This window comes from Brevundimonas sp. (assembly GCF_032055285.1).
GTDB lineage: Bacteria > Pseudomonadota > Alphaproteobacteria > Caulobacterales > Caulobacteraceae > Brevundimonas.
The window spans coordinates 86,835-110,728 of the sequence record NZ_DAMBRE010000002.1; the positions used below are offsets into that span (position 1 = coordinate 86,835).

General features: G+C 67.0%; 20 protein-coding genes. 12 read left to right on the forward strand and 8 right to left on the reverse strand.

Going from position 1 to position 23,894, the window contains the following annotated elements; all coding sequences use genetic code 11:
- Window position 1 precedes the first annotated feature (1 nt).
- Together dmeF and RTY13_RS05965 are read left to right on the forward strand one after the other, a co-directional pair.
- Window positions 2-964 (forward strand): CDF family Co(II)/Ni(II) efflux transporter DmeF, encoded by a 963-nt coding sequence (dmeF, locus tag RTY13_RS05960; protein ID WP_207826207.1) that lies wholly within the window; start codon window positions 2-4, stop codon window positions 962-964.
- Window positions 965-1,158: 194 nt separating this feature from the next.
- Window positions 1,159-2,256, forward strand: a complete 1,098-nt coding sequence (locus RTY13_RS05965; RefSeq protein WP_207826198.1) for a methyltransferase domain-containing protein — start codon at window positions 1,159-1,161, stop codon at window positions 2,254-2,256.
- Between the two features lie 41 nt (window positions 2,257-2,297).
- On the opposite strand, the gene RTY13_RS05970 is transcribed toward RTY13_RS05965, so the two are convergent.
- Together RTY13_RS05970 and RTY13_RS05975 are read right to left on the reverse strand one after the other, a co-directional pair.
- The gene (locus tag RTY13_RS05970; protein WP_207826197.1) at window positions 2,298-2,723 is read right to left on the reverse strand and encodes a MerC family mercury resistance protein; all 426 of its coding nucleotides are present in this window, start codon (window positions 2,721-2,723) and stop codon (window positions 2,298-2,300) included.
- Between the two features lie 7 nt (window positions 2,724-2,730).
- The gene (locus RTY13_RS05975) at window positions 2,731-4,785 is read right to left on the reverse strand and encodes a TonB-dependent receptor (RefSeq protein ID WP_207826196.1); all 2,055 of its coding nucleotides are present in this window, start codon (window positions 4,783-4,785) and stop codon (window positions 2,731-2,733) included.
- 177 nt (window positions 4,786-4,962) lie between these two features.
- Here RTY13_RS05975 and RTY13_RS05980 point away from each other — a divergent pair, with 177 nt between their 5' ends.
- From RTY13_RS05980 to RTY13_RS06010, 7 genes are all read left to right on the forward strand, one after another.
- Window positions 4,963-6,090 carry a PepSY domain-containing protein gene (locus RTY13_RS05980; protein ID WP_207826195.1) on the forward strand — a complete coding sequence of 376 codons (1,128 nt, stop codon included), beginning with the start codon at window positions 4,963-4,965 and terminating at the stop codon, window positions 6,088-6,090.
- Window positions 6,091-6,183: 93 nt separating this feature from the next.
- Window positions 6,184-6,609, forward strand: coding sequence for a hypothetical protein (locus RTY13_RS05985; protein ID WP_207826193.1), 426 nt, complete (start codon window positions 6,184-6,186; stop codon window positions 6,607-6,609).
- Between the two features lie 60 nt (window positions 6,610-6,669).
- Window positions 6,670-7,968, forward strand: a complete 1,299-nt coding sequence (locus RTY13_RS05990) for a TolC family protein (protein ID WP_046652900.1) — start codon at window positions 6,670-6,672, stop codon at window positions 7,966-7,968.
- Window positions 7,965-9,227: an efflux RND transporter periplasmic adaptor subunit gene (locus tag RTY13_RS05995; protein ID WP_046652901.1), complete on the forward strand. Its 1,263-nt coding sequence runs from the start codon at window positions 7,965-7,967 to the stop codon at window positions 9,225-9,227. Before RTY13_RS05990 ends, RTY13_RS05995 begins: the two co-directional genes overlap by 4 nt.
- A 14-nt stretch (window positions 9,228-9,241) precedes the next feature.
- Window positions 9,242-12,445 carry an efflux RND transporter permease subunit gene (locus RTY13_RS06000; RefSeq protein WP_178826551.1) on the forward strand — a complete coding sequence of 1,068 codons (3,204 nt, stop codon included), beginning with the start codon at window positions 9,242-9,244 and terminating at the stop codon, window positions 12,443-12,445.
- A gap of 77 nt (window positions 12,446-12,522) precedes the next feature.
- Window positions 12,523-13,254, forward strand: coding sequence for a HupE/UreJ family protein (locus RTY13_RS06005; protein WP_003164980.1), 732 nt, complete (start codon window positions 12,523-12,525; stop codon window positions 13,252-13,254).
- A 15-nt stretch (window positions 13,255-13,269) separates the two neighbouring features.
- Complete coding sequence (locus RTY13_RS06010) at window positions 13,270-13,917, forward strand: hypothetical protein (RefSeq protein WP_003164981.1); 648 nt, start codon at window positions 13,270-13,272, stop codon at window positions 13,915-13,917.
- A 461-nt stretch (window positions 13,918-14,378) separates the two neighbouring features.
- Here RTY13_RS06010 and RTY13_RS06015 read toward each other — a convergent pair whose 3' ends face one another.
- Complete coding sequence (locus RTY13_RS06015; RefSeq protein ID WP_003164983.1) at window positions 14,379-14,822, reverse strand: MerR family transcriptional regulator; 444 nt, start codon at window positions 14,820-14,822, stop codon at window positions 14,379-14,381.
- A 74-nt stretch (window positions 14,823-14,896) separates the two neighbouring features.
- On the opposite strand from RTY13_RS06015, the gene RTY13_RS06020 reads away from it, so the two are divergent.
- The 3 genes from RTY13_RS06020 (at window position 14,897) to merA (ending at window position 17,244) form a co-directional block, all read left to right on the forward strand.
- Window positions 14,897-15,307, forward strand: coding sequence for a mercuric transporter MerT family protein (locus RTY13_RS06020; protein WP_003164984.1), 411 nt, complete (start codon window positions 14,897-14,899; stop codon window positions 15,305-15,307).
- A gap of 19 nt (window positions 15,308-15,326) precedes the next feature.
- The gene (locus RTY13_RS06025; protein ID WP_223850727.1) at window positions 15,327-15,629 is read left to right on the forward strand and encodes a heavy-metal-associated domain-containing protein; all 303 of its coding nucleotides are present in this window, start codon (window positions 15,327-15,329) and stop codon (window positions 15,627-15,629) included.
- 238 nt (window positions 15,630-15,867) lie between these two features.
- Complete coding sequence (gene merA / locus RTY13_RS06030; protein ID WP_409450285.1) at window positions 15,868-17,244, forward strand: mercury(II) reductase; 1,377 nt, start codon at window positions 15,868-15,870, stop codon at window positions 17,242-17,244.
- 54 nt (window positions 17,245-17,298) lie between these two features.
- On the opposite strand, the gene RTY13_RS06035 is transcribed toward merA, so the two are convergent.
- The 5 genes from RTY13_RS06035 to RTY13_RS06055 form a co-directional block, all read right to left on the reverse strand.
- On the reverse strand, window positions 17,299-18,525 hold the full coding sequence (locus RTY13_RS06035) for an NAD(P)/FAD-dependent oxidoreductase (RefSeq protein WP_178826553.1): 1,227 nt from the start codon (window positions 18,523-18,525) through the stop codon (window positions 17,299-17,301).
- Between the two features lie 159 nt (window positions 18,526-18,684).
- A complete protein-coding gene (hutC, locus tag RTY13_RS06040; RefSeq protein ID WP_035285203.1) occupies window positions 18,685-19,410 on the reverse strand; it encodes a histidine utilization repressor in 726 nt (241 codons plus the stop codon).
- A 111-nt stretch (window positions 19,411-19,521) separates the two neighbouring features.
- Window positions 19,522-20,241 carry a PepSY domain-containing protein gene (locus tag RTY13_RS06045; protein ID WP_178826555.1) on the reverse strand — a complete coding sequence of 240 codons (720 nt, stop codon included), beginning with the start codon at window positions 20,239-20,241 and terminating at the stop codon, window positions 19,522-19,524.
- A gap of 10 nt (window positions 20,242-20,251) precedes the next feature.
- A complete protein-coding gene (locus RTY13_RS06050) occupies window positions 20,252-20,962 on the reverse strand; it encodes a PepSY domain-containing protein (protein WP_178826557.1) in 711 nt (236 codons plus the stop codon).
- An 81-nt stretch (window positions 20,963-21,043) separates the two neighbouring features.
- On the reverse strand, window positions 21,044-23,671 hold the full coding sequence (locus RTY13_RS06055; RefSeq protein WP_225910413.1) for a TonB-dependent receptor: 2,628 nt from the start codon (window positions 23,669-23,671) through the stop codon (window positions 21,044-21,046).
- Window positions 23,672-23,894: the final 223 nt, after the last annotated feature.

Consider the following 23,894-nt stretch of genomic DNA (forward strand, 5'->3'; position numbering starts at 1 on the left):
CATGACCCTGTTCGATACCGAACACCTGACCCACGACCACCACTTCCTGAGCCGCGCCCATGACGAGAACGCGCGTCGAACCCTGTGGGTCGTCGGCCTGACCGCAGTGATGATGGTCGGCGAAATCATCGCCGGCGTGATCTACGGCTCGATGGCCCTGCTGGCCGACGGCTTCCACATGGCCACCCATGCGGGCGCCCTGGCCGTGGCGGCGGCCGCCTACGCCTACGCCAAACGTCATTCCGCCAACCGGCGGTTCAGTTTCGGGACCGGCAAGGTCGGCGATCTGGCCGGTTTCGCCTCGGCGCTGGTCCTCGGCATCGTGGCGCTGGGCATCGCCGGCGAGTCCGTCGCCCGGCTGCTCGACCCCCGCTCCGTCGCCTTCGGACAGGCCGCCCTGGTCGCCATCCTCGGCCTGGGGGTCAATCTGGCGAGCGCCCTGCTGCTGGCGGGCGGCGGTCATCACCATGGCCATCATGGTCATGGTCATGGCCACCATCACCATGAGGATCACGACCATCATGGTGCCCGGGAGGGTCAGCCTCATGAAGGCGGACATCGCGACAACAATCTGCGCTCAGCCTATTTCCATGTCCTGGCTGACGCCCTGACGTCGGTTCTGGCGATCATCGCCCTGGTCGCCGGGCGCTACCTGGGCTGGGTATGGCTCGACCCCGTGATGGGGATCGTCGGCGCCATTGTCATCGCCCGCTGGTCATGGAGCCTGATGCGCGACACGGCGGCCGTTCTGCTCGATACGACCGACCGCCACATCGAGGCCGAAGTGCGCGAATGCGTCGAGGGACCGGGCGACGTCCGCATCACCGATCTGCACGTCTGGCGCATCGGTCCAGAGGCCCATGCCGCCATCGTCAGCGTGACCGGCGGCGTCGACGGCGACACGGTTCGCGCCCGGCTCAGGCCGGTTCATGAACTCGGGCATCTGACCGTGGAATGCCGCTGAGGCGTCACCGCAGCCTACGGCCGAAGCCATCCCCGCCGAGCCAAACGAAGCGCATGCCTATCGTCATCGGCTGACCGGCAACAAATCGGCGTTCACCGCGCTTATGTGGAGGATGCGGCGACTTCCAGGGAGGTCGCCGCAAGTCCTCAGTGGCCGCGCGCTGCCGGAAAGGCGACCGGCAAAGGAGCCGGGCCATGCATTCGCCCCCGAATTCCAGGAACGACGTGCGGTCATCTGCGACCTCCGCAGAGGCTCTGAGCCCTATCCTCTCGCGCGTCCCGGCCGGCCAGACGTCCATCTGGCGATGCCCGCGTTGCCATGGAGCGCTCGCCTGCAGCAAGGCGACCCTCGATTGCAGGAGGTGCGGCCATGCCTATGGCCAGGTCGACGGCATCCCCGACCTGCGCGTACCGGGGGAAAGCTGGATCGATTTCGAAGAGGACCTGGCGACCGCTCGCGAGGTCGCGGCCCTGGACCTTCCGCTGGAGGATCTGGTTCGCGCGGTCTACGCTCGCCGTTCCGGGTGGGATGAAGACCTGATCGGGATGAGAACGCGTCAGGTCCTGGCGGCGCCCGAACGCCTCCATGGGGATATCTCGGGCTGGCTGGCCGAGGCCACCTCCCAGGATGTCTGGCTCGATCTGGGCTGCGGCCCGGGGATGCTCCTGGCGGCCGCTGCGGACATGAAGCGGCCCGGCTCCGGCATTGGCGTCGACGTCTCGATGACCTGGCTGGTTGTGGCCAGGCGCCTGATTCTGGCGCACGGAGGGAGGCCGATCCTGGCCGCCGGCCTTGGAGAGGCCCTGCCCCTGGCCGACGGAGCCCTATCGGGCGTCGTCTCGCTCGACGTGATCGAGCATGTCGATCGCCCCGACGCCTATCTTCGCGAGATCGACCGCGTGACCCGGCCGGGCGGACGCCTGGCGCTGAGCACGCCCAACCGCTTCAGCCTGGCGCCGGAACCCCATGTGATGGTGTGGGGCGTCGGCCTTCTGCCGCATCGCTACCAGGCTCGCTATGTCGCCTGGCGGAGCGGCAAATCCTATGTCTCCACCTGTCTCATGAGCAGCATCGGGCCTCGCCGGATATTGAAACGCTGCACGAACTTCGCAGCCAGGATCATCATCCCGCCCGTCCCGGAAGATGAGATCAGACGCTTTTCCCCCACCAAGGCCAGACTCGCCCGCCTCTACAACAGCCTTTCGGGCGAAGTGGCGTTGCGCGCGGTCTTCTTGCTGATCGGCCCCTTCTTCAGGATCACCGGCGTCAAGGAGACAAGCCTGCCCGCCTGAGGCCGCCGGATCAGCCGGATCGACAGAAGGGGTCGAGGCGTTCAGCAGGCGCCGCAAGGCGAGGCGAAACGACGTCGCCAGTTGAGTCCGTGAGCGGCGATCAGGATCAGTCCCCCGAAGACGGTGACGAGCGTCCCCCAGGCGGCCGAGGGCGTTTCCGTTGCGCCCGCAAAAAGCAGGACCACGCCGAGCGTCGCCAGCCCGATCACGATCCTGGAAAGGCCGCGCCGCTCCCGGAGCAGGGTCCAGCCGGACAGGGCTGCGGCGGCGAAGGCCAGGGCCCAGTGCGCCCATGCCGTCTGCACCCAGGCGCCCGCCAGGGACAGGGCGCCGGCGGCGACGGACAGGACCAGGCAATGGACCAGGCACAGGCTGGACAGGAGAATGGACAGGGCGTCGCCCGTCCGTCCTCCGGCGCGCCCGCCGATCCCTGGCCTTGCGGCCCCCTGTTCCACCGTCGCCGTCATCTTCGGCCTAGAACCGGTAGGCCACGCCGAGGCGCAGATTACGGCCCGGCAGGGGCGCGATGTCCTTGAGGAAGGAGACGTGCTCGCGCGCCTCCTCGTTGGTCAGGTTCCGGGCCTCGGCGAAGACCGTCACATTGCGGTCCGCCAACGGCCTCCAGGCCCCCGAGAGATTCAGCAGGGTATAGCCGTCCGTCGGCATTTCCCCCTCGGCCACCTCGTCCTGCAGGCCGACCCGGCGCACCTCGACGGCGGCGTCGAACGGCTTTGACGTCCACGCCAGGCGGGCGGTCGCCGAATAGGGCGGGATCCGCGCCGCCGGTCCCAGGTCGGTGTCGGCCTTGACGTAGTCGGCGGCGCCTTCCAGCGACAGCTTGCGCGCGCCGCTCTCCCACAGGGCGTAGGCGCCTTCGGCCTCGAAACCATAGAAGTCCGCCCCGGTCTGGACGAACTGATAGATCGGGAAGAGCTCGCCCTCGGCGTCGAAACTCTCGCCCGTGGGCCGCTCGTCGATGAAGCCGTCGTATTTGGATCCGTACAGGTGGAGGTCCCCGCTGAAGCGGCCCTTGTCGTAGTGGGCCGTGGCCTCCAGGGTCGTCACCTTCTCGGAGTCCAGGTCGACATCCCCGGCCTCATAGGCGGCCGTGGCGACGTGCAGGCCGTTCGCGAACAGCTCGACCTCGCTGGGCGCCCGCTCGTTACGCGCCAGGCTCAGGCCGAGGAAGAGGCCCGGAGCCGGGCGCAGGAAGACCGCGCCGGACGCCGACCAGTTGTCAAACCGGCGCTCCACCTGATCCGCGGTTCCCAGCGGCGTGGCCGCCAGGGTGCGTCGATCGAACCGCAGACCGCCTTCGAAGCCGAGGCCGCCGCGGTCAAGGCGCTGGACGGTGTAGACGCCCGTCTCCTCGATATCGACCGAGGGGATATAGGCCTCGGCGCCGACCGCTTCGAAGGTGCGTGACAGGCCCTGGACGCCGACCGCACCGTTCCAGCCGTTCCGTTCGCGCTGGACCAGGTCAATCCGCACTTCCTGGCCGTCCGAGTTGAACACCGTGCCCGGCTCGCCCGGTCCTTCGAACTCGGTATGGGTGTATTCGGCATGGCCGTAGGCGCCGCGGATCGCTTTGAAAGGCCCCGCCTCGAACCGGTATTCGCCGCGCACGTCCTCGCGCGTCTGGTCGAGGTCTATGAAGACATCGGGTTCGGCGACGGTGCCGTATTCGCTCTGCGTGTCCTTGTAGGAGACGCCGATGAAGCCCTTGGAGCCGATGTAGGAGCCGCCGACGCCCCAGGTCGTCAGATCGGTATAGCTGTTGGCCTGGGTCCCGCCCGGTCCGCGCTCGACGCCTTCGGCTTCGGCCAGGCGGCGAGAGATCGCAGGCGACGGGATGTCATAGTCGTCGGTCTTGCGCCGCACGCCGTCGATGTTGAAGGCGAAGGGGCCCGCGCCGATGGTGACGCGGCCGAAGAGGCTGCGTCCGTCGTCGACGCTGGAGGCCTGGGTGGAGACCACGCCCGAAAGGCCGCCTTCCGGCAGTTCCGTCGGAACCCGGTCGTCGATGATGTTGACCACCCCGCCGATGGCGGAGCCGCCATAGACCAGGGTCGCCGGCCCGCGGATGATCTCGACCCGGCTGGCCTCGGCCGGATCCGTCGCCACGGCGTGGTCGGGCGAGATGGAACTGGCGTCGATCAGGCCGATGCCATTGCTCAGAACCTGGACCCGCGGACCGGACAGGCCGCGAATGACCGGGCGACTGGCGCCGGGCGCGAAGCTGGTCGACCGCAGGCCGGGCCGCCCGGCCAGAAGATCTCCCAGGGACGAGGCCGGCGCAACGGCCAGGGCCTCTTCGTCCAGCACGTCGGTGGCGATCACGGTGGCGCGGTGGCTGACGCCATAGGGCGCCGCCGTGACGATCACGTCCGCCACCTCGACGACCTCCTCCGGCGCCTTCTGGGCCTGGGCCTGGCTCTGGGCGGCGGCGGCCCCGGCCAGGCAGCTCCAGGCGGCGGCCGTCAGGAGGAGAAGACGCGGCGACCGGACGGGGGAAAGCGATACAGACATGGGGAACCTCGGACGGCGAAGACCGCGCCGCAACCTGTTATGAGATAACATCACGACCCGTCAAGACGCCTCGACCTTCGCCCTCCTTCCGGGCCGCCCGTCGACCATTCCGTTGCGACGGACTTGCGACTGAAAATCAGCCTGCTAAGGACGAAAGCGCCCCATCGTGAGCCCATCATGACCGCATCCCTTTCCAGCCGACTGCGTCGCCTCTGGCTGGACGTCCATCTCTGGATCGGCGTGGGGCTGTTGATCGCCATCATTCCGCTCTCGACCTCCGGCGCCATCCTGGTCTGGAAAGACGGGCTGGAGCGCCTCACTCACCCCGAACGCTATGCGGTCAGCGGTCCGGACGTCAGGCAGGCGCCGTCGATCTATGTCCAGGCCGCCGAGACCGCCTTCAAGGGCCAGGCCGACTTCACCCAGCTTCGCCTGCCGGAGAAGGCGGGAGACCCGGTCGTGGTGGTGGCTCGGCTGAAGGAAGAAGACGCATCCGGCGGCCGACTGCGCAATCTCAACGTCTGGATTGATCCCCCAACCGGCAAGGTTCTCGGTCTGGCCGACGTCTCTCGCGCCTTACCCCAATGGCTGCACCGACTGCACGGGTCTCTCTTCATTCCGAAAGTCGGCCCCAAGTTCGTCGGCGGGCTGGGCTGGGCCATGTTCGTCAGTTGCGCCACCGGCCTGTGGTTATGGTGGCCGCGAAACGGCGCCGTGCTGAAGGCCCTGCGCTGGCGCCGCGGTCCGTCCATGCTGTTCAACCTGCACCACATGATCGGTTTCTGGATCTGCCTGCCGCTGGCCGTCCTGTCCCTGACCCGTGTCTACATATCCTTCCCCCAGACCAGCCGCGCCCTGTTCGGGGTCCACCAAGCCGAAGCCGGATCCTCCGCGCCGCAGGGCGACCGCTTCGCCCCGCCGATCCCCCATCCCAGTCTTGAGATCGACGCCGTGCTCCGAAGCGCCCAAGCCTCGACGGCGGGGGCCCGGATCATCAGCATCAGCGCGCCGATCATAGGAAATGAGCCCTCCTGGCGCATTCAGATCGCCCCGCCGGGACAACCAGCTCCCACAACCCTGCAGATCGTCGACGCCTCCGGCCAGATCAAGCCTGGCCAAGGTCCGACGGGCGGTGGTGATCCCCTCTCCCGCTGGATGCGCAACATCCACGACGGCGGCGACACCGGCCTGATCTGGCAGACCATCATCGTCCTGGGCGGCGTCTCCCCGGTGATCCTGTCGATCACGGGCCTGATCATGTGGCTTCGTCGGCGGGCCATGGCCCGCCGACGGGCCGAAGCGTGACGATGGCCGCGCCGCCCTCCGCCCCAGCGACCATCAGTCCGTTGCGCGGGATACGATTTTCCCCTAACGGAATTTGATCTGGGAATTTTCAACTTGCCGCGACTGATCCGCCTCCTTTGCATCTATCTCGGCGTGACCATCATGGTCGCGGTGCAGATGCATGGGGTGCTCAACAACCAGCACCGCGTCCAACACGGCACACAGTTCCCCGGCGTGTCCTATGAGGCCATGGCGGACGTGGCCCACGACCACGATCATCACCCCGATCAGGTCCAGGCCGGTGAAACGCCGGGAAGCGACGCGTCTCTCGACGCCGCCGATAATGGCCAGGACGCCCCCTATAATCATCACCACAACGGCGGCGGCGATATCCACCTCGCCTTGACCAGCCCGGCGCATCCCGCCGGATCCGGCCTCATGGCCGCCGTCGACCTGGGGCCTTCGCCTCACGCCCTGCCGCCCGGCCTCACCGGCGACGGCCCTTCACGCCCTCCAAGACACGCGCGCCTGATCGCCTGATCCTGCGCGGCCGCTCGGCCGCGCGCGCCCCTGTTCTGGAGACTATCCTTGAGACATCCCATGTCCGGCCCCGCCGGATCGTGGGCGCGTCGTGCGGCCGTTTCGGCCCTCGCGCTCACACTCGCGGCGGCCTGGCCGCCCGTCGAGGCGCTCGCCCAGGCGACGCCCGCGACCGCCCCTGCCCGCCCCCTTCCTCTGGAAGAGGCCCTACGCCGCGCCGTCGGGGCCGATCCCGCCCTGGCCGGAACCGCCGCTCGCACAGAGGCGGCGCAAGCCGGCGTGCGGCAGGCTGACGCTCGCCCGAACCCTGTCGTCGGCCTGATGGTCGAGAACCTCCCCACGTTCGGCGGAGGAGACATTCTCGGCCGAACCGAGACGACCCTCTCCTATGAGCAGCGCCTGGAGAGAGGCGGAGACCGTTCCGCCCGGGTGACGCTGGCGCGCGGAGAAACCGGTCTCGTCGCCGCCCAGGCCCGCGTGGCCCAATTGGACCGGCTTGAACGGGTCCAGCGCAACTGGTCCGAAGTCCTGACGGCCGAAGCCCAGCTGGAGATCGCCCGCGAACGGCTCGTCCTGGCCGAGCGCTTCCAGACGGAAGTGCAACGCCGGGTGAAAGCTGCGCGTGACCCGCTGTTCGCCGGAGCCCGCGCCGAAGCCGAACTGGCCCAGGCCCAGATCGACTTCGACCAGGCCGAGATCACGGTGCGCATGGCCCGCATCACCCTGGCCAAGTTCTGGGACGGCGGCGCAGATTTCGTCATCGGCGCCGCCGCGTTCGAGGACGTCAGCGCCGCCCGCGTCGCGGCGGGCGCGCCCGCCCAGGCCGATCTGGACGTCTTCGCGGCCCAGCGTTCCATCGCCGAGGGCCGCGCCCGCGTCGAGGAGGCGCGCGCTGTTCCCGACCCCACGGTCAGCGTCGGCGTCCGGCACATCTGGGACAGCGAGGTCGCCCTCGTCGTCGGCGGATCGATCCCCCTGCAGCGTTATGATCGAAACCAGGGCGCCATCGACCGCGCGCGCGCCGAAGGCCATGCCGCTCAGGCGGACATGAACGCCTTGCGCATCGACCGCGAACGCGAGATCGCCCGCCTGCAGGTCCAACTGCTGGCGCGGGCGAACGAAGCCCGACGCATCGCCGAGGAAACCCTGCCGCAAGCGCAACGCGCCGTGACCCTGGTCCGGGACGGCTTCGCGCGCGGCGGCTTCACCTACAACGACGTCATGAGCGCCCACACGGCCCTGTTGCAGACCCGGGCGCGCCGCGTGACGGCGCTTCAGGCGTTCCATCTTGATCGCGCCCGCCTTGACCGGCTGACCGGCGCCCATGCCGATCTGATCGGCCCGGAGATCCAACCATGATCCGCTCCATCTCCGCCCGCCTTCTCGGCGGGGCGGCCATGGCCGCCTGCGCCCTGGCCCTCTCCAGCTGCGGCGAGCGCGCCAAGCCGGCCGAGGGCGGCGAGGCCGAAGCGGCCGCCGCCGCCGACTATGAACGCGGCCCCCACAACGGCCGCCTGCTGCGCGACGGCGACTTCTCGCTCGAGATCACCATCTATGAGGAAGGTCCCGAGCCCCTGTTCCGCCTCTACCCCTACCTCAAGGACAAGCCCCTCGATCCCGCCCTTGTGTCGGCCGACATCGCGCTCACCCGCCTGGGCCCCAAGGTCGACCGTTTCCAGTTCACCCCGGAAAAGGACTATCTCGCCAGCCCCGGCGTCGTGTTCGAGCCCCACTCCTTCGACGTGGCCGTGAACGCGACCCAGGCCGCCAAGCGCTCGACCTGGACCTATCAGTCCTATGAAGGCCGCACGGTCATCACCCCGACGGCCGCCCAGGCCGGCGGGGTCACGACCCAGACGGCCGGCCCCGCCGTCCTCGGGGAAAGCCTGCCGCTCAGCGGGCGCGTCGAGATCACGCCGGAAGGCCAGAGCGAGGTCCACGCCCGCTACCCCGGTCGGGTCGTGGCCATGAACGTCCAGCTCGGCCAACGCGTCACGCGCGGCCAGGTCCTGGCGCGCGTGGAATCCAGCGAAAGCCTGCAGACCTACGCCGTCACGGCGCCGATCTCCGGCGTCATCCTGGCCAAGAACGCCAACCCCGGCGCCATCACCGGCAACGGCGCGCCCATGCTGGTCATCGGCGATCCGACCCGGCTTCACGCCGAGTTCTTCCTCTATCCGCGCGACGCCGAACGCGTGCGTGTCGGCCAGAGGGTGGAGGTGACGAGCCTGGCCGGCGAACACCGGGCCAGCGGCGTGATCGAAGCCATCCTGCCGTCGGATGACGTCCTGAGCCAGACCCTGGTCGCCCATGTCGAGCTGCCCTATCAGAACGGCGTCTGGCGTCCGGGTCTGGGCGTCCAGGGATCGGTCCAGGTCGGCGAAGGCGAGGCGCCGCTCGCGGTGCGGACCAAAGCCCTCCAGCCCTTCCGTGACTTCACCGTCGTCTACGCCAGGGTCGGAAACACCTATGAGGTGAGGATGCTCGAACTGGGCCGCCGCACCGACGAATGGACCGAGGTCCTCGGCGGCCTGGAGCCCGGGACCGAATATGTCGTCGACGGCGCCTTCCTCATTCGCGCGGACATCGAAAAGTCCGGCGCGAGCCATGACCACTAGGGGGCGCGCGCATCATGCTTGATCGCATCATCGCCCTGTCGATCCGCTTCCGATGGCTCGTCATGGGGCTGGTCCTCACGGCCTGCGTCGTCGGCGTCTGGAGTTTCCAGCGCCTGCCGATCGACGCCACCCCCGACATCACCAACGTCCAGATCCAGATCAATACGGAGGCGCCGGGCTATTCCCCGCTGGAAGCCGAACAACGCATCACCTTCCCCGTCGAGACGGCCGTCGCCGGCGTGCCGGGACTGCAATACACCCGCTCGGTCTCGCGCTACGGCCTGAGCCAGGTGACCGTCATCTTCGACGACGGCACCGACATCTATTTCGCTCGCCAGCTGGTGAACGAACGGCTGCAAGGCGCGCTCGGCCAGCTTCCGCCGGGGATCACACCGGAGCTGGGTCCCATCGCCACGGGGCTGGGCGAGATCTTCATGTATACGGTCGAAGCCGAGCCCGGCACCCGGAGGCCCGACGGCCAGCCCTATTCGACCGAGGACCTGCGCACCCTGCAGGATTGGGTCATCCGGCCCCAGCTTCGCAACACCCGTGGGGTCACCGAGGTCAACACCATCGGCGGCTATGAGCGGCAGTACCACGTCACCCCGCGACCAGAGCGGTTGTCCGCCTATGGCGTGACCATGGCCGAGATCGTCGAGGCGCTGGAGAAGAACAACGCCAACGTCGGCGCGGGCTATGTCGAACGCTACGGCGAACAGTATCTGATCCGGGTGCCGGGCCAGGCGACCAGCCGCGAGGATCTCGGCGCCGTGGTCATCGCTACGCGCGGCGGCGTGCCGATCCGCGTCGCCGACGTCGCGGACGTCGACATGGGCGAGGAGCTACGGACGGGGGCCGCGACCGAGAACGGCAAGGAGACGGTGCTGGCCACCGTCCTGATGCTGGCGGGCGAGAACAGCCGCGTCGTGGCCCAGGCCGCCGCGGCCAGCCTGGAGGAAGCCGCCAAGGCCCTGCCCAAGGGGGTGAAGGCGTCGCCGGTCTATGACCGGACCGACCTCGTCGAGCGGGCCGTCAAGACCGTCGAGAAGAACCTGGTCGAAGGCGCCCTGCTCGTCATCGTCGTCCTCTTCCTCCTGCTCGGAAACATCCGCGCCGCCCTGATCACGGCGGCGGTCATCCCCATCACCATGCTGATGACGATCACGGGCATGGTGCGCACCGGCACCTCGGGCAATCTGATGAGCCTGGGGGCGCTGGACTTCGGCCTGATCGTCGACGGCGCCGTCATCATCGTCGAGAACTGCCTGCGTCGCTTTGGTGAGGCCCAGCATCGTCTGGGGCGCATCCTGACCCGAGAGGAAAGGTTCGAACTGGCGGGCTCCGCCTCCAGCGAAGTGATCCGCCCCTCCCTGTTCGGGGTGATGATCATCACCCTCGTCTATGTGCCGATCTTCGCCCTGACCGGGGTCGAGGGCAAAACCTTCCATCCGATGGCCATCACCGTGGTCATCGCCCTGACGGCGGCCCTGCTGCTGTCCCTGACCTTTGTTCCCGCCGCCGTCGCCATGTTCGTCACGGGCAAGGTGGAGGAGAAGGACAGCTTCCTCATGCGCTGGGCGCGGATCGGCTATCAGCCCGCGCTCGACTTCGCCCTCAGGAGCCGCAGGCTGATGGTGGGGCTGGCCGTAGTCCTCGTCGTCATCGCCGGCTTCGGCGCTTCAAGAATGGGCTCGGAGTTCGTGCCCAATCTCGACGAAGGCGACATCGCCATGCACGCCCTGCGCATTCCGGGCACCAGCCTGACCCAGGCCGTCCAGATGCAGACCGCGCTGGAGGCCCGTCTGGCGAAATTCCCCGAGGTCGAGCGGGTCGTGGCCAAGATCGGCACCGCCGAAGTCGCCACCGATCCCGTTCCGCCGTCGGTCGCCGACACTTTCATCATGCTGAAGGACCGCAGGGACTGGCCTGATCCCCGCAAGTCGCGCGGGGACCTGGTCGCGGAGATGGAAGCCGCCGTCAGCGAGATTCCCGGCAGCAAATACGAGTTCACCCAGCCCATCCAGATGCGGTTCAACGAACTGCTGTCCGGCGTTCGCGCCGACGTCGCCGTCAAGATCTATGGCGACGATCTGGACGAACTCCTGCGGCTGGGCGCCGAGGTCGAGGCCGTCGTCGCTTCAGTCGAGGGATCGGCCGATCCCCAGACCGAGCAGATCACCGGCCTGCCGGTGCTGCAGATCACGCCTGATCGCACCGCCATGGCGCGCCTGGGCCTGAGCCTCGACGACGTCCAGTCGGTCATCTCGACCTCCATGGGCGGCACGACCGCGGGCCAGATCTTCGAGGGCGACCGTCGCTTCGACGTGGTGGTCCGCCTGCCGGAAGACCTGCGCTCGGACGTCAACGCCATCGGCCGCCTGCAGATTCCCCTGCCGGCCGCCGAGGGCCAGGCGCGCCGGTTCATTCCCCTGAGCGAGGTCGCCGTGATCGAACTCGTCAAGGGGCCGAACCAGATCAGCCGCGAAAACGGCAAGCGCCGCATCGTGGTGACAGCCAATGTCCGCGACCGCGATCTGGGCTCCTTCGTCGGCGAGGTGCAGAAGCGGATCGAAGCCGACGTGGTCGTCCCTGCCGGCTACTGGGTCACCTACGGCGGTACGTTCGAACAGCTGATCTCGGCGGCCAAACGGCTCCAACTGGTGGTGCCGGCGGTGCTGCTGCTGATCTTCGGCCTGCTGTTCGCCCTGTTCCGTTCGGTCAAGGACAGCGCCATCGTCTTCTCCGGCGTGCCCCTGGCGCTCACCGGCGGGGTCGCGGCCCTGATGCTCAGAGGCCTGCCGCTGTCGATCTCCGCCGGCGTCGGCTTCATCGCCCTCTCGGGGGTGGCGGTGCTGAACGGGGTGGTCATGGTCACCTTCATCCGCAGCCTGATCGCCGAGGGCAAACCCCTGGGCGAGGCCCTTCGCGAAGGCGCCCTGACCCGGCTGCGGCCGGTGCTGATGACCGCCCTGGTCGCCAGCCTCGGCTTCGTGCCCATGGCGCTCAACGTCGGGGCCGGCGCCGAGGTCCAGCGCCCGCTGGCCACGGTCGTGATCGGGGGGATCATCTCCTCAACCCTGCTCACCCTGCTCGTGCTGCCAGCCCTCTACAGCCTGGTGCACGGGCGATCGAAGCCTGACGGGACCACGGGCGCTGCACCCGGCGGCCTGGCCCGCTTCGATCCCCGGCGCTTCCTGCCTTTCAGCCGCCGGCCCTGAGGGCGTCCGGGCGGCGCGGCTTCGGCCGCGCCGCCCCCTTCCTCCCGCACACTCGATTTCCGCCCAAGAGGATTCACATGACAATCGCGTCCCGCCACGACCCCTGGTCCTGGCTGAAATCCCCAGCGACGGCGCTTCTGGCCGTCCTCATCTTCTTCATCATCGACGGCGCCGCCGCCCAGGCGCTCGCCCACGGCGTGGCCGAGGGCGACAAGGGCTATATCCAGGAAACCTCCGGGATCGTCTTCTGGCCGTTCGTCTATCTCGGCGCCAAGCACATGGTGACCGGGTACGACCACCTGCTGTTCCTGTTCGGGGTGATCTTCTTCCTCTACCGGCTGAAAGACATCAGCATCTACGTGACCATGTTCGCCATCGGTCACTCCACGACCCTGCTGCTCGGCGTGCTGACCAACATCAGCGTCTCCAGCTACCTGGTGGATGCGATCATCGGCCTGTCGGTCGTCTACAAGGCGCTCGACAACCTGGGCGCCTTCCAGCGCTGGTTCGGCTTCCAGCCCAACACCAAGGTCGCCACCCTGGTGTTCGGCCTGTTCCACGGCTTCGGCCTGGCCACCAAGCTGCAGGACTTCCAGCTGTCCCCCGACGGCCTGTTGGTCAATCTCGTCGCCTTCAACATCGGCGTGGAGATCGGCCAGCTTCTGGCGCTCGGCGCCATCCTCATCGTCATGGGTTTCTGGCGCCGCAGCGAGAGCTTTTTCAAACACGCCTATCTCGCCAACGTCGTCCTCATGACCCTCGGCTTCATTCTGACGGGCTACCAGCTCGTCGGCTATTTCGTCGCCTGACCGGAGACCTGAACCATGTACAACGCTGACAAACCCCGCCTGTCCGACCTGCCCACCACGGGTCAGTTGCTCCGCTCGACCGGCATCGCCGCCGTCGTCGCCGCCGGCCTGCTCGTCACTGTCGTCCTGCCGTCCGAGTACGGCGTCGATCCGACCCGGGTGGGAACGGTCTTCGGCCTGACCGAGATGGGCCGGATCAAGGTCTCCCTGGCTGCGGAAGCCAAGGCGGACGAGGCGATGGACGCCGCTGCAGCCGCGGCTCCGATCGAGGCGAGTCCAGCGCCCGTCGTCGTCGCTGCGGTCGCCCAATCCGCGGCCGCCAGCCCGGCGCCCGACGCCGCCTCCGGCCAGCGCACCGATGAAACCATACTGACCCTGGCGCCCGACCAGGGCGCCGAAATCAAACTGGTCATGACGGAGGGCGCCAAGGCCCGCTTCACCTGGACGAGCAGCGGCGGACGCCTGAACTTCGACACCCACGCGGATCGCCCCGGCGTCTCCTACCACGGCTACGGCAAGGGCTCGTCCCAGAGCGAAACCGGCGAACTGACGGCGGCCTTCACCGGCAGTCACGGCTGGTTCTGGCGCAATCGCACGGGCGCACCCGTGACAGTCACCCTCAAGACCGAAGGTGCCTACACCGAAGTGAAACGCGTCGTCTGATCCACAGGGGGTTCACGCCTTCGTCGTCGGCCGGCGGTTCCGCCGCCGGTCAATGACAGAGACAGGAGAGCGAGCGGCCTCACCGCCTGGACCACGGCCAGCGCCTGTGTCGCTCGTCGATCACATAGGGATCGGCATGCGTAGTCTCATCCGTCCCCTTGTCCTGCACGTGATCCTGCAGGTGCGGATCGCCCCGCCCGCCGCAGCAGCCAGGCTGATCGCCAGCAGTCCGCGCAGACACGGCGCCAGGGCGAAGAGACCAACGCCGTCGGTCAACCGCCGGAGGAAGGGGCGCGCGCGTCTGGCTGAGGGCCGGCAAGGTGGCGCTGACGACAAACAGGCCGATATGACGAAGCCGACCGAGGTCGCCGAGGTTGTTGTAGCTCCTGAAGGCCAGAAGGACGGCCACCACCCACACCCTATGACGGCGTAGAAATCATCGACTTAAATTTCGCAACCCATCAAACGGGGTGCACCGCTTCGGTGTCGAACAGCGCCTCGATGATGGGGCAGTCCGGCGTCGAGCCTTCGGCGCAACGGGCCACCATGTCGGAAAGAACCCGCTCCATCGCCCGCAAGCTGACGATCTTGGAGCGCACATCAGTCAGGTGCACGGCGGCCACTTCGCGGACCTCGGTACAGGGTCGATCCCGCTGTTCCGCCAAGTCCAGCAGGGCTCGAACCTCATTCAGCGTGAAACCGAGATCACGAGCCCGCCGAACGAAGTTTAACCGAAGGAGGTGCCCCCCGCCGTAGAGGCGGTGCCCCCCGTCGCTGCGAGCCGGCGCAGGGATCAAGCCGATCCGCTCATAGTAGCGGACGGTCTCGATGTTGACGCCGGTTCGGCGCGACAGCACGCCGATCGCGAACTGCGGCGTCGTGTCACGCAGGGCGAATTTGTCCATCGAAGATAAAGCCCTTGTATCTGTAGTCGCTACAGACCCTATCTTGCCTTCATCACCAAGAGAAGGAGTGGGCAATGGCCGCCTCGGACGGCATCGAGAACCCCAACGGAAACGCCGCGGCCCCAGCCGACAAGTCGTCCAGCCGTGCGTGGCTGGCGGTTGCAGGCCTTGCTGCCGCGATCGGCGCGTCGTCCTGCTGTGTTCTGCCGCTGGTGTTGTTCGCGCTCGGCGTCAGCGGGGCCTGGATCGGCAACGTCACGGTCCTCGCGCCCTATCAACCCTATTTCATCGTTGCGGCGGTGGCTTTCCTGGGTGTCGGATTCTTCCGCGTCTATCGTCGTCCTCGCACCGCCTGCGCCGAAGGCGAGACCTGCGCTCGACCGGGCTCCACCCGCCTTGTCAAGATCGCGCTTTGGGCGGCGTCCGTGCTCGTCGCCATCGCCGTCGCATTTCCCTATGTTGCGCCGCTGCTACTCGGCGCGTGAGTTCCTGGAGATCAAGGCCATGACCCTTTCCATCCGCGCCGCCCTTGCAGTTGCAGCGGCGCTTTTCACTGCCGAAACGGCGCAGGCGGCCGAACGCACGGTGACGCTGGATGTCACCAATGTGTCCTGTGTGACGTGCGCCCCTATCGTTCGACGCGCTATCTCGCGGGTTCCGGGCGTTACGGCTGTATCCGTGAACCCTGGCGACGCCGGACGGGCCGTGGCGACCGTGACCTACGACGACGTGCGAGTGACGCCGACAGTCCTGGCTCAGGCCTCGACCAACGCCGGCTATCCCGCGCGTGTTCGGGCCAGCCACTAGCGGAACCAGGTTTCGCTAGTGGGCGTCATCGGCACGAACATCGGCGGCGCCATGCAGTTCTACTTCCTGACGAGCCCACCCGTTCCGGCCTTCCCTGCCGTCGCGCCGTAGCGGGCCGCCAGGCCTGTCCGGTTGCAGGCCGCCCGCCCAACGGCGGACACAAGATTTGAAAGCACCGAGCAGTATGAGTGACTGTCGCCCTCTCTCCCGGAACGCCGCAGAGACCTATGATCTGGTCGTGATCGGCGCTGGCTCAGCCGGCTTCTCCGCCGCCATTACGGCAGCCGAAGAGGGAGCGCGGGTAGCGCTCGTCGGCGCCGGAACGATTGGCGGGACCTGCGTGAACATAGGCTGCGTGCCGTCGAAAGCGTTGATCCGCGCGGTGGAGCCCCTGCACCAGGCGCGGGCCGCAAGCCGTTTCGACGGCGTGAGAGCCACTGCTGAAATCAGCGCCTGGTCCGAGGTGATCCGCCAGAAGGACCAACTGGTGAACGCTCTGCGTCAGGCCAAATACGAAAATGTCCTGCAAGGCTACGACGCCATCGCCTACCACGAAGGCGCAGCCAGGCTCGTCTTGGGCGGCGTGGAGGTCGGCGATGTCCGGCTCACCACCGACAAGGTGATCATCGCGACGGGATCGCGACCGGCGATTCCGGCGATCGCTGGGATCGACACTGTCCCCTATCTGACCAGCACGACCGCGCTCGAACTGGAGGCGCTGCCGCAGTCCTTGCTGGTGATCGGTGGTGGATACATAGGCGCGGAATTGGCTCAGATGTTCAGCCGGGCCGGCGTGCAGGTCACGCTCGTGTGCCGGTCACGTCTGTTGCCGGAAGGTGAACCCGAGATCAGCGAGGCGCTGCAACGCTACCTCTCAGACGAGGGCGTCACCGTGGTTGTCGGGGCGACCTACGAGGCTATCGCCCATTCGGAAACGGACGTGTCGCTCACCCTTACGCAGGGCGACAGCCGGAGGGTGCTCACCGCCGAGCGCGTGCTCATGACGACAGGCCGGATCGCCAACTCGGACGGCCTGGGTCTTGCCGAGTCGGGGGTCAGCGTCTCCGAAAACGGAGGAATCGTCGTGGACGACCGGATGCGCACGACCCGCCCCGGCGTCTACGCCGTCGGTGACGTCACCGGGCGTGACCAGTTCGTCTATATGGCGGCCTACGGTGCCAGGCTCGCTGCTCGAAACGCGCTCAACGGCGACAGTCTGTCCTACGACAACAGCGCCATGCCGGCGGTCGTGTTCACCGATCCCCAGGTGGCGACGGTCGGGCTCACGGAAGCCGCCGCACGGGCGGCCGGGCATGATGTCCAAACCTCGATGATCACCCTGGATCACGTCCCGCGCGCGCTCGCGGCCAGAGACACGCGCGGGCTCATCAAGCTGGTGGCGGATCGCGGCACGCGGCGGCTCCTCGGCGCGCACATTCTTGCTCCGGAAGGGGCCGACAGCATCCAGACCGCAGCGGTGGCCATCAAGTGCGGAATGACGGTGGAGCAGTTGGGCGACACGATCTTCCCCTATCTCACGACCGTCGAGGGCCTGAAACTGGCGGCGCTGACGTTCAACAAGGACGTCGCCAAACTCTCTTGCTGCGCCGGTTGAGGGCCAAGACGCGATGCTTCCCGCTGCGACGGCTATCGGCTGCTGCGCGCCGGATCAGACGCTCTTCATCGAAACAGAGGGGTCCGCCAGCAGGACCGGATCCACTGGCGTCGCCTTGCCGATCAGCAGCCGTCCGCCCATGAAATCGGCCGGGGCGTTGACCGCTTCGACGCAAACGATGCGGTCGCCATTCAGGTGGAAGACGGCGAAAGCGCCGCTGGCCGGATCGCCACGCACCACCTGATGGTCGGCGTCAAACGGAAGGCCGGCGATCTGAAGCTTGACGTCATACTGGTCCGACCAGAACCAGGGCACTTCGGCCGCCGGGGGCGCTCGGCCGACGATGGCGGCGGCGGCCTGCTTGGCCTGTTCCAGGGAGTTCGGAACGCTTTCCAGCCGATGCATCCGCCCGCCGTGGACCGGGATGGGCCGATGGGTGACGTCGCCGATGGCGTAGATTGAGGGATCCGCCGTGCGGGCGTTCTCATCCACGACCACGCCGTTCTCACAAGGCAGACCCGCCGTTCGCGCCAGGGCTTCGCGCGCCAGGGCGCCGACGCCGACCAGAACCGCGTCCGCAGCGATCAGGGTTCCGTCCGCCAGCCGGACGCCTTCGGGGCGAACGCCGCCGCCCTCAAAGCCCGACACCTCGGCGCCGGTCAGAATCTCGACGCCGCGCGCCCGGTGATAGTCGGTGAAGAAGGCGGACAGGGTTTCCGACGCCACGCGCGCCAGCACCCGGTCCATGCGCTCGATCACCACCGCCTCGGCGCCGAGGGCGCGGGCCGAGGCTGCCGCCTCCAGCCCGACATAGCCGCCGCCGACCACGGCCAGACGCTTGCCGGGGGCGAGCGCAGATTTCAGTCGTTCGGCGTCGTTCAGCGTGCGCAGTTCCATGAGGTCGGGGCGGTCGGCTCCGGGGATGGCCAGCTTGCGCGCCATCGAGCCCGTGGCCAGGATCAGCACGTCGTAGGCTTCGACCACGCCGTCAGCGAAGGTCACCGCCTTGGCTCCCGCGTCGATGGCGGTCGCGGTGACGCCGGTGCGCAGGTCGATCTGCTGCTCGGCGTAGAAGCTCTCGGGGCGCAGCAGCAGGTCCTCCAGACCCGCCTCCCCCTTCAGCCAGGCCTTGGACAAGGGCGGTCGCTGATAGGGCGCCGCCGCCTCCTCGCCCGCCAGGACGATCTCGCCCGCAAAGCCATACTGCCTCAGCAGCGCCGCCGCCGAGCCCCCCGCGTGTCCCGCGCCGATAATCAGAACCCTGGTCGAGTTTGCAGACATTGAGCCCCTGCTTCCTGATTCCACATTTTCGTCAGAAGCGACGTCCGTCGCAGCGAATTTTGTAAATGGCGCAGGGCTCCGCCTCGCGCCGTCCGTCCGCCAGGGCCGCCATCTCCTGGAACAAGAGGCCCAGGGCTCGGTCGAGCCCGGGTCGGCGTCCTAGTCCGAAGCCTCTGCAGGGTCCGAGGGCGCGAACCGCGCTCCGAGATCATAGGCTTCCCCTGGAAAGGTCAGTCGAACGAAGGTGATGCGCTCCGCTCGCCGCCACGTCCGGCGTTCGAGGGAAAGGCAGGCCGCAGCAGGATCGATCCCTAGGGTCAGCGCGGTTGCGCGGGACACGTTCACGGCTCGGATTCTGTGCTCGGCTTCCGTCCAGGGAACGCGCTCCAGCAGCCATGTGCCGGGCGGACCCTGGGTAAAATCGGCGTCCCGGGCCTGGGGCACGGAGGCCAGGCTGATCAACCGTTCCTCGAGCGCGAAAGGACGACCGCTGCTGCGGTGGAGGCAGCGCAACTCGATCACCTCGCCGGATGCGGCGAGTGCAAGTTCTTCCGCGTCCCGCTTGTGCGCGGCCCGGACCTTCCGGGACAGGAGTTCGAAATCATAGGGTTCGCCGCGATTGAGAATCTCGGCCTGTATGTCCGGGATATCCAGCACGAAGGAATGTATCCGCGGCCGCGCCACAAAGGACCCGAAGCGTCGACGGCGTATGATCATGCCCCGTTCCGCCAGCGGCGCGAGGGCCTTGTTCACGGTCATGCGCGAACAACCATACTCCTCCATCAGCTCATGCTCGAAGGGGATGCGGAACCCGGGCGACCATTCGCCCGACAGGATGCGGTCGGCGATGTCGGAGCGGATGCGTCGGTGGAGCGTGAGATCCATGGAGTCGTTCCTCCCCGTCATGTCCGTTAATCGGGCCAAGCTTCAGCTTGGCCCGCATTGGCCGCCAATCCAACAGGAAGGCGCCGGGGCGCAGAACGCCCCGGCGCAGTCTCAACGGCGGCGCTGCAGCCATTCGATCCCGTCATGGATATAGGCGAAATCCTGGCGTCGGAAGGCGCTGAACAACATGATGAAACCGCTCAGGGCCAACCACAGACACCCGGTGGCGATGATGATGATCAGCGGATGGTTGAAACTCTGGCGATCCGTGTAGTCCATGATGTGGATCATCCAGAAGAAGTCCCAGAGCCGCCAGGTGTTGGTCTTGGCGCCCGCGACCTCGCCGGTGACGGCGTTCAGGATCAGGGTCGTCTTCTCCTTGTCCGCGAACTCGACCCGCCAGGCCGGAAGCGCGAAATCTCGCGTCTCCAGCGTCGGCTTCTCGACCAGAGCCACGGAGGTCACCGGCGCTGTGCCGTTGAAGGCTGCGACGGCCAGCGTCTTGGCGCGGGCGTCGTCGATGACGATGCGGCGACCGTCCACGGGGTCGACCAGTTGGACGCCGCTGGGCGTCGTGGCGGCGTAAACCCAGGCGTCTTGCAAGGGACGCAGCTCGATCCGGGAAATCGGCTGGCCCACCGCCTGGGCGACCTGAGCCAGCGACAGCACCCCAGCGGGCGTGGGCGACGGCGTAGAGTGGACGATGGAATCTTCACCAGCCACCTTGCGGTGATCGATCAGCGCCATGGCGGCGCCGCTGATGGCCCAGAGCAGAAATTGAAGACCCAGGACCAGGCCGAACCATTTGTGCAGTCTACGGATTAGAAACATCTGATGATCCTCACGCTGCGGCTTTGCGCACGCGGCGCTTGCGACGGAAGCTGTAGAGCAGGAGCCAGGCCCCGGTGAGGGAGGTCACCACCATCATCCAGGTCGCGACCTTGAGCAGGATGTTGTTGACGTTGTCGCGGGTCTCATAGTCCATGATGTGGAACATCCAGACGAAGTCGAACGTGCGCCACAGGTCATGACGCTTGGCCACGAGTTCGCCGGTCTGGGGCGAGATATAGAGGGTGGGCCGCCACAGGCCTTCGAACTGCACCCGCCAGATCGGCGCTGGACGCCCCCTGATCTCGCCGGGGATTTCGTACAGCAGCTCCATTTCGCGGACACCGCCATCCCCTGCGTAGATCTGCTCGGCGCGCCGCCGTGCGCCGGCTTCGTCGATCAGGGGCAGCTTCTCACCGGACCGGGCGTCGAACAGGGACCGGCCGCTCGTCTGGCTGACGATATAGACAGGCTGTCCCAGCTGCTGGTCGAGACGCAGGCTTTGAGCGCCGCCGGCAGTCTTGAGAATGACCGCAGGATCGACCAGGCCGCCCATGGAAATCGGTTCGGCGACGGGTGTCCGCACCAGATGATCGCCATGGATAATGTCGATATGGACGGCGGTCATGTAGAGGCCGCTCACGACCCAGAAGAGGGCCTGAACGCCGATGATCAGCGCAAGCCACTTGTGGGCTTTTCGCGCTACGGAAGGCCAGCGCACCATTTGATACTCACTGTTTGGGGGACGTTGAAACACCAGGCGGGAGCCATGGGGGGGCCGCCCGGTGTTTCTGGAAGTGGCAGGTTAGTTGAACTGATAGGTCAGGCGGACGTAGCCGCGACGGCCAAGCAGGTCGTAGGTCATGGTGTCGGTATTGCCGTCGGTCCAGCTCTGGATGAACGGCGCCTTCTTGTCGAAGAGGTTGTCGATGCCGAAGGCGATGTCAGCCTTCTCACCCAGGCGATAGGCGAACTGGGCGTTGTGGTAGAAGAGGTTCGGCGTCTCATAGCCGATGTCGCCCGGCGCGGCGTTGAAGTCCGTGGCCTTGCCGATCAGTTGCACCGAATAGGTCGCCGTCCAGCGATCATCGACAACCGAGGCGCTGACGTTCGATCGCCAGTGGGGATAGCCGCCGTTGCCGCCGCCGATATGGCCGTCGAAGATGATCGGATCGGCGCCCAGGAAAGGCGTCACGACATATTCGCCGAGATAGGTGGTGTTCCAGTCGAGGCTGGCGCGGCGGTCGCCGAGATCAAAGGCGTAGCGCGCCCCGATGTCGACGCCCTTCATGGTTTCCAGGCCGGCGTTGGTCGGCTGGGCCGAGAGGAAGTTCACTTCGCCGGTCAGGGGACTGCGGGTGAAGTTGTTCGGGCCGCAGAAGGGGTGGTTCATGCCCGGCGAGGCGTAGCAGATGGCCAGCTTGGTGGACCCCGGGATGGACCGGATCGCGTCTTCGATCTTGATGTCGAAATAGTCGACGGTCAGGGACAGGCCTTTGACCTGCTCGGGTTGCCAGACCAGACCCAGGGTGAGGGTCTCGGCCGTTTCGGGCGAGAGTTTCTGATTGCCGCCGACCGTGGTCAGGACCGTGTTGCCGAGTTGCACATAGTTAGCCGGCACGCCGGAAGCCTGGCAGTTGGCGATCAGCGTCGCGTTTCCGCTGGTGCTGTAGCGGCTGCACGGATCAGTCGTCGTCAGATTGCCCTCTGCAACGCCGCCGAACAGTTCGGGAACGCTTGGAATCCGGAAGCCGGTGCCGAAGGTGGCCCGCAGGCGAAGACTGTCGACGACGCTCCAGTTCAGGCCCAGCTTGTAGGTGGTGTTGCCGCCGAACAGGTCATAGTCCGAATAGCGGACGGCCGCGTCGAGCTCGAGCCTTTGGATGAACGGCAGGTCGGACAGGAGCGGCGCCGACAGTTCGACATAGGCTTCCTTGGCCTTGGTCGAGCCGGCGATGGGGTCCTGCTGGTTGGTGTTGGCGATACCCAGAACGGTGAGGGCGTCAGGATCGCGCCAGCCCTTTTCCTCGCGGTAGACGAGACCCGCCGCGGCGGCGAGCGGTCCGGACGGGAGCTGGAGCACCGTGCCGGTGACGTCGAGCGTGACGCTGCGCTGCTCATTCCCCCCGGTGTCGCGCGAGGTGAAGAGGATATAGTCGAGCACCTCCTTGCTGAGGTCTCCGGCGCCCAGATAGTCACCGCAGGGGATGGCCGCGCCCGCCGCGTTGCTGCAGACGGCGGTGTTCAGGGTTTCGCCGACCCGTTGAAGGTTGGCGATATTGGTCATCCCGTCGACGCCGGTGTTGCGTCCCCAGTTGACGGCGGCTTCCCAGGTCCAGTCGCCGGCGATGGCGCCCCGGGCGCCGCCGACGAACCGATAGGTGTCGGTTTCCTGGAAGAAGTGACGCGGCCCCGGTTCGGCGAGACGCCGTGCAATGAGGGTGATGTCCTGACCCGTCGGGTTGGTCGGATGGGACGCCGCGATCTTCAGGTTCCGCAGGGCCCCTGGCGCTGCGAGCTGGTTGCTTTCCCTGTGGGTGAAGAAGACTTCGCCGAACAGGCTGACGGTGTCGGTCAGCTGGTAGTCGGCCAGGATGGCCGTGCTGAGGCGCTCGATCGGCGACACGGCGTTGAGGAAGGGGTTGCCGTTATAGTTATGCTTGGCGGCGTTGTAGGGTTCGAAGAAGTCCCCGTCGCCGCCCGGGATCTGGTTGAAGTTGATCTGCTGGCCGTTGGGAAGCACGGCCCGGCCCCCGAGCGTCGTGGCGCTCGCGACGCAGGCCAGCTTTCCGTTGATCTCGCCCAGCCCGCAGGGAGCGCGGCTCGCCAGGTTGACGGCTTCCGTCTTCTGATAGGTCAGGGCGGCGGTGACCCCGCCGCGGTCGCCGCGCATGCCCCACAACAGGTCGAAGGAGAGGTCCTGGCCGTCACCTTCGTCCGTGACGCCATACTTGCTTGAGAGCTTGAGGCCCTCGAAATCGTTGATGGTGACGATGTTGACCACGCCCGCGACGGCGTCGGCGCCGTAGATGGCGGAGGCGCCGTCCTTCAGCACGTCCATTCGGCCGATAATGGCGGTCGGGATCATGTTCAGATCCGGAGCGCTGTTGGCGCCCGTGCCGCCGTTGACGATCCGCCGACCGTTGATCAGCGTCAGGGTCCGGTTGATGCCGAGGCCTCGCAGATTGACCTGCGCCGTGCCGTAGCCGTTGCCGGTCCAATAGGAGTTGGTCTGATTGCCGGCAGCCCCTGCGGACGACGGCAGTCGCTGCAGCAGCGCCTCCACGTTCGTGATCCCCGTACGCTCGATATCCTCGCCTGTGACGACCGTGGCGGGACCGACCCCGCTGATGTCCTGGCGCTTGATCCGGCTGCCCGTGACGACGATTTCGCCGACGTTGGTCGTCTCGGCTTCCTGCGCGAATGCGGGCATTCCGCACATGGTGGCGGAGATTACCGCACCTGCGAACAAGAGCCTCTTTTTCATGCGGTTCATGGTCATTCCCCTCGCGTTTCGGCCCAGACGAACCGGTCCTGCATCGCCACGTTCCGGTTGGGCGTCAGGGGAGTCAAGTCATGTATATACATATGAATGCCGCCAAACCGTCATGTTTCATGCCCGCATTCGACAGATGTGCGCAAAAAGATGACGCATT

What these genes read in the sequence shown, in the direction of transcription:
- RTY13_RS06005 (WP_003164980.1), top strand. Translation starts at nt 12,523, where the DNA reads ATGACAATCGCGTCCCGCCACGACCCCTGGTCCTGGCTGAAATCCCCA.
- RTY13_RS05965 (WP_207826198.1), top strand. Translation starts at nt 1,159, where the DNA reads ATGCATTCGCCCCCGAATTCCAGGAACGACGTGCGGTCATCTGCGACC.
- RTY13_RS06025 (WP_223850727.1), top strand. Translation starts at nt 15,327, where the DNA reads ATGACCCTTTCCATCCGCGCCGCCCTTGCAGTTGCAGCGGCGCTTTTC.
- hutC (WP_035285203.1), bottom strand. Translation starts at nt 19,410, where the DNA reads ATGGATCTCACGCTCCACCGACGCATCCGCTCCGACATCGCCGACCGC.
- RTY13_RS06035 (WP_178826553.1), bottom strand. Translation starts at nt 18,525, where the DNA reads ATGTCTGCAAACTCGACCAGGGTTCTGATTATCGGCGCGGGACACGCG.
- RTY13_RS05970 (WP_207826197.1), bottom strand. Translation starts at nt 2,723, where the DNA reads ATGACGGCGACGGTGGAACAGGGGGCCGCAAGGCCAGGGATCGGCGGG.
- RTY13_RS06050 (WP_178826557.1), bottom strand. Translation starts at nt 20,962, where the DNA reads ATGGTGCGCTGGCCTTCCGTAGCGCGAAAAGCCCACAAGTGGCTTGCG.
- RTY13_RS05990 (WP_046652900.1), top strand. Translation starts at nt 6,670, where the DNA reads ATGTCCGGCCCCGCCGGATCGTGGGCGCGTCGTGCGGCCGTTTCGGCC.
- RTY13_RS06010 (WP_003164981.1), top strand. Translation starts at nt 13,270, where the DNA reads ATGTACAACGCTGACAAACCCCGCCTGTCCGACCTGCCCACCACGGGT.
- RTY13_RS05975 (WP_207826196.1), bottom strand. Translation starts at nt 4,785, where the DNA reads ATGTCTGTATCGCTTTCCCCCGTCCGGTCGCCGCGTCTTCTCCTCCTG.
- RTY13_RS05980 (WP_207826195.1), top strand. Translation starts at nt 4,963, where the DNA reads ATGACCGCATCCCTTTCCAGCCGACTGCGTCGCCTCTGGCTGGACGTC.
- RTY13_RS06015 (WP_003164983.1), bottom strand. Translation starts at nt 14,822, where the DNA reads ATGGACAAATTCGCCCTGCGTGACACGACGCCGCAGTTCGCGATCGGC.
- RTY13_RS06000 (WP_178826551.1), top strand. Translation starts at nt 9,242, where the DNA reads ATGCTTGATCGCATCATCGCCCTGTCGATCCGCTTCCGATGGCTCGTC.
- dmeF (WP_207826207.1), top strand. Translation starts at nt 2, where the DNA reads ATGACCCTGTTCGATACCGAACACCTGACCCACGACCACCACTTCCTG.
- RTY13_RS06020 (WP_003164984.1), top strand. Translation starts at nt 14,897, where the DNA reads ATGGCCGCCTCGGACGGCATCGAGAACCCCAACGGAAACGCCGCGGCC.
- RTY13_RS06055 (WP_225910413.1), bottom strand. Translation starts at nt 23,671, where the DNA reads ATGCCCGCATTCGCGCAGGAAGCCGAGACGACCAACGTCGGCGAAATC.
- RTY13_RS06045 (WP_178826555.1), bottom strand. Translation starts at nt 20,241, where the DNA reads ATGTTTCTAATCCGTAGACTGCACAAATGGTTCGGCCTGGTCCTGGGT.
- RTY13_RS05995 (WP_046652901.1), top strand. Translation starts at nt 7,965, where the DNA reads ATGATCCGCTCCATCTCCGCCCGCCTTCTCGGCGGGGCGGCCATGGCC.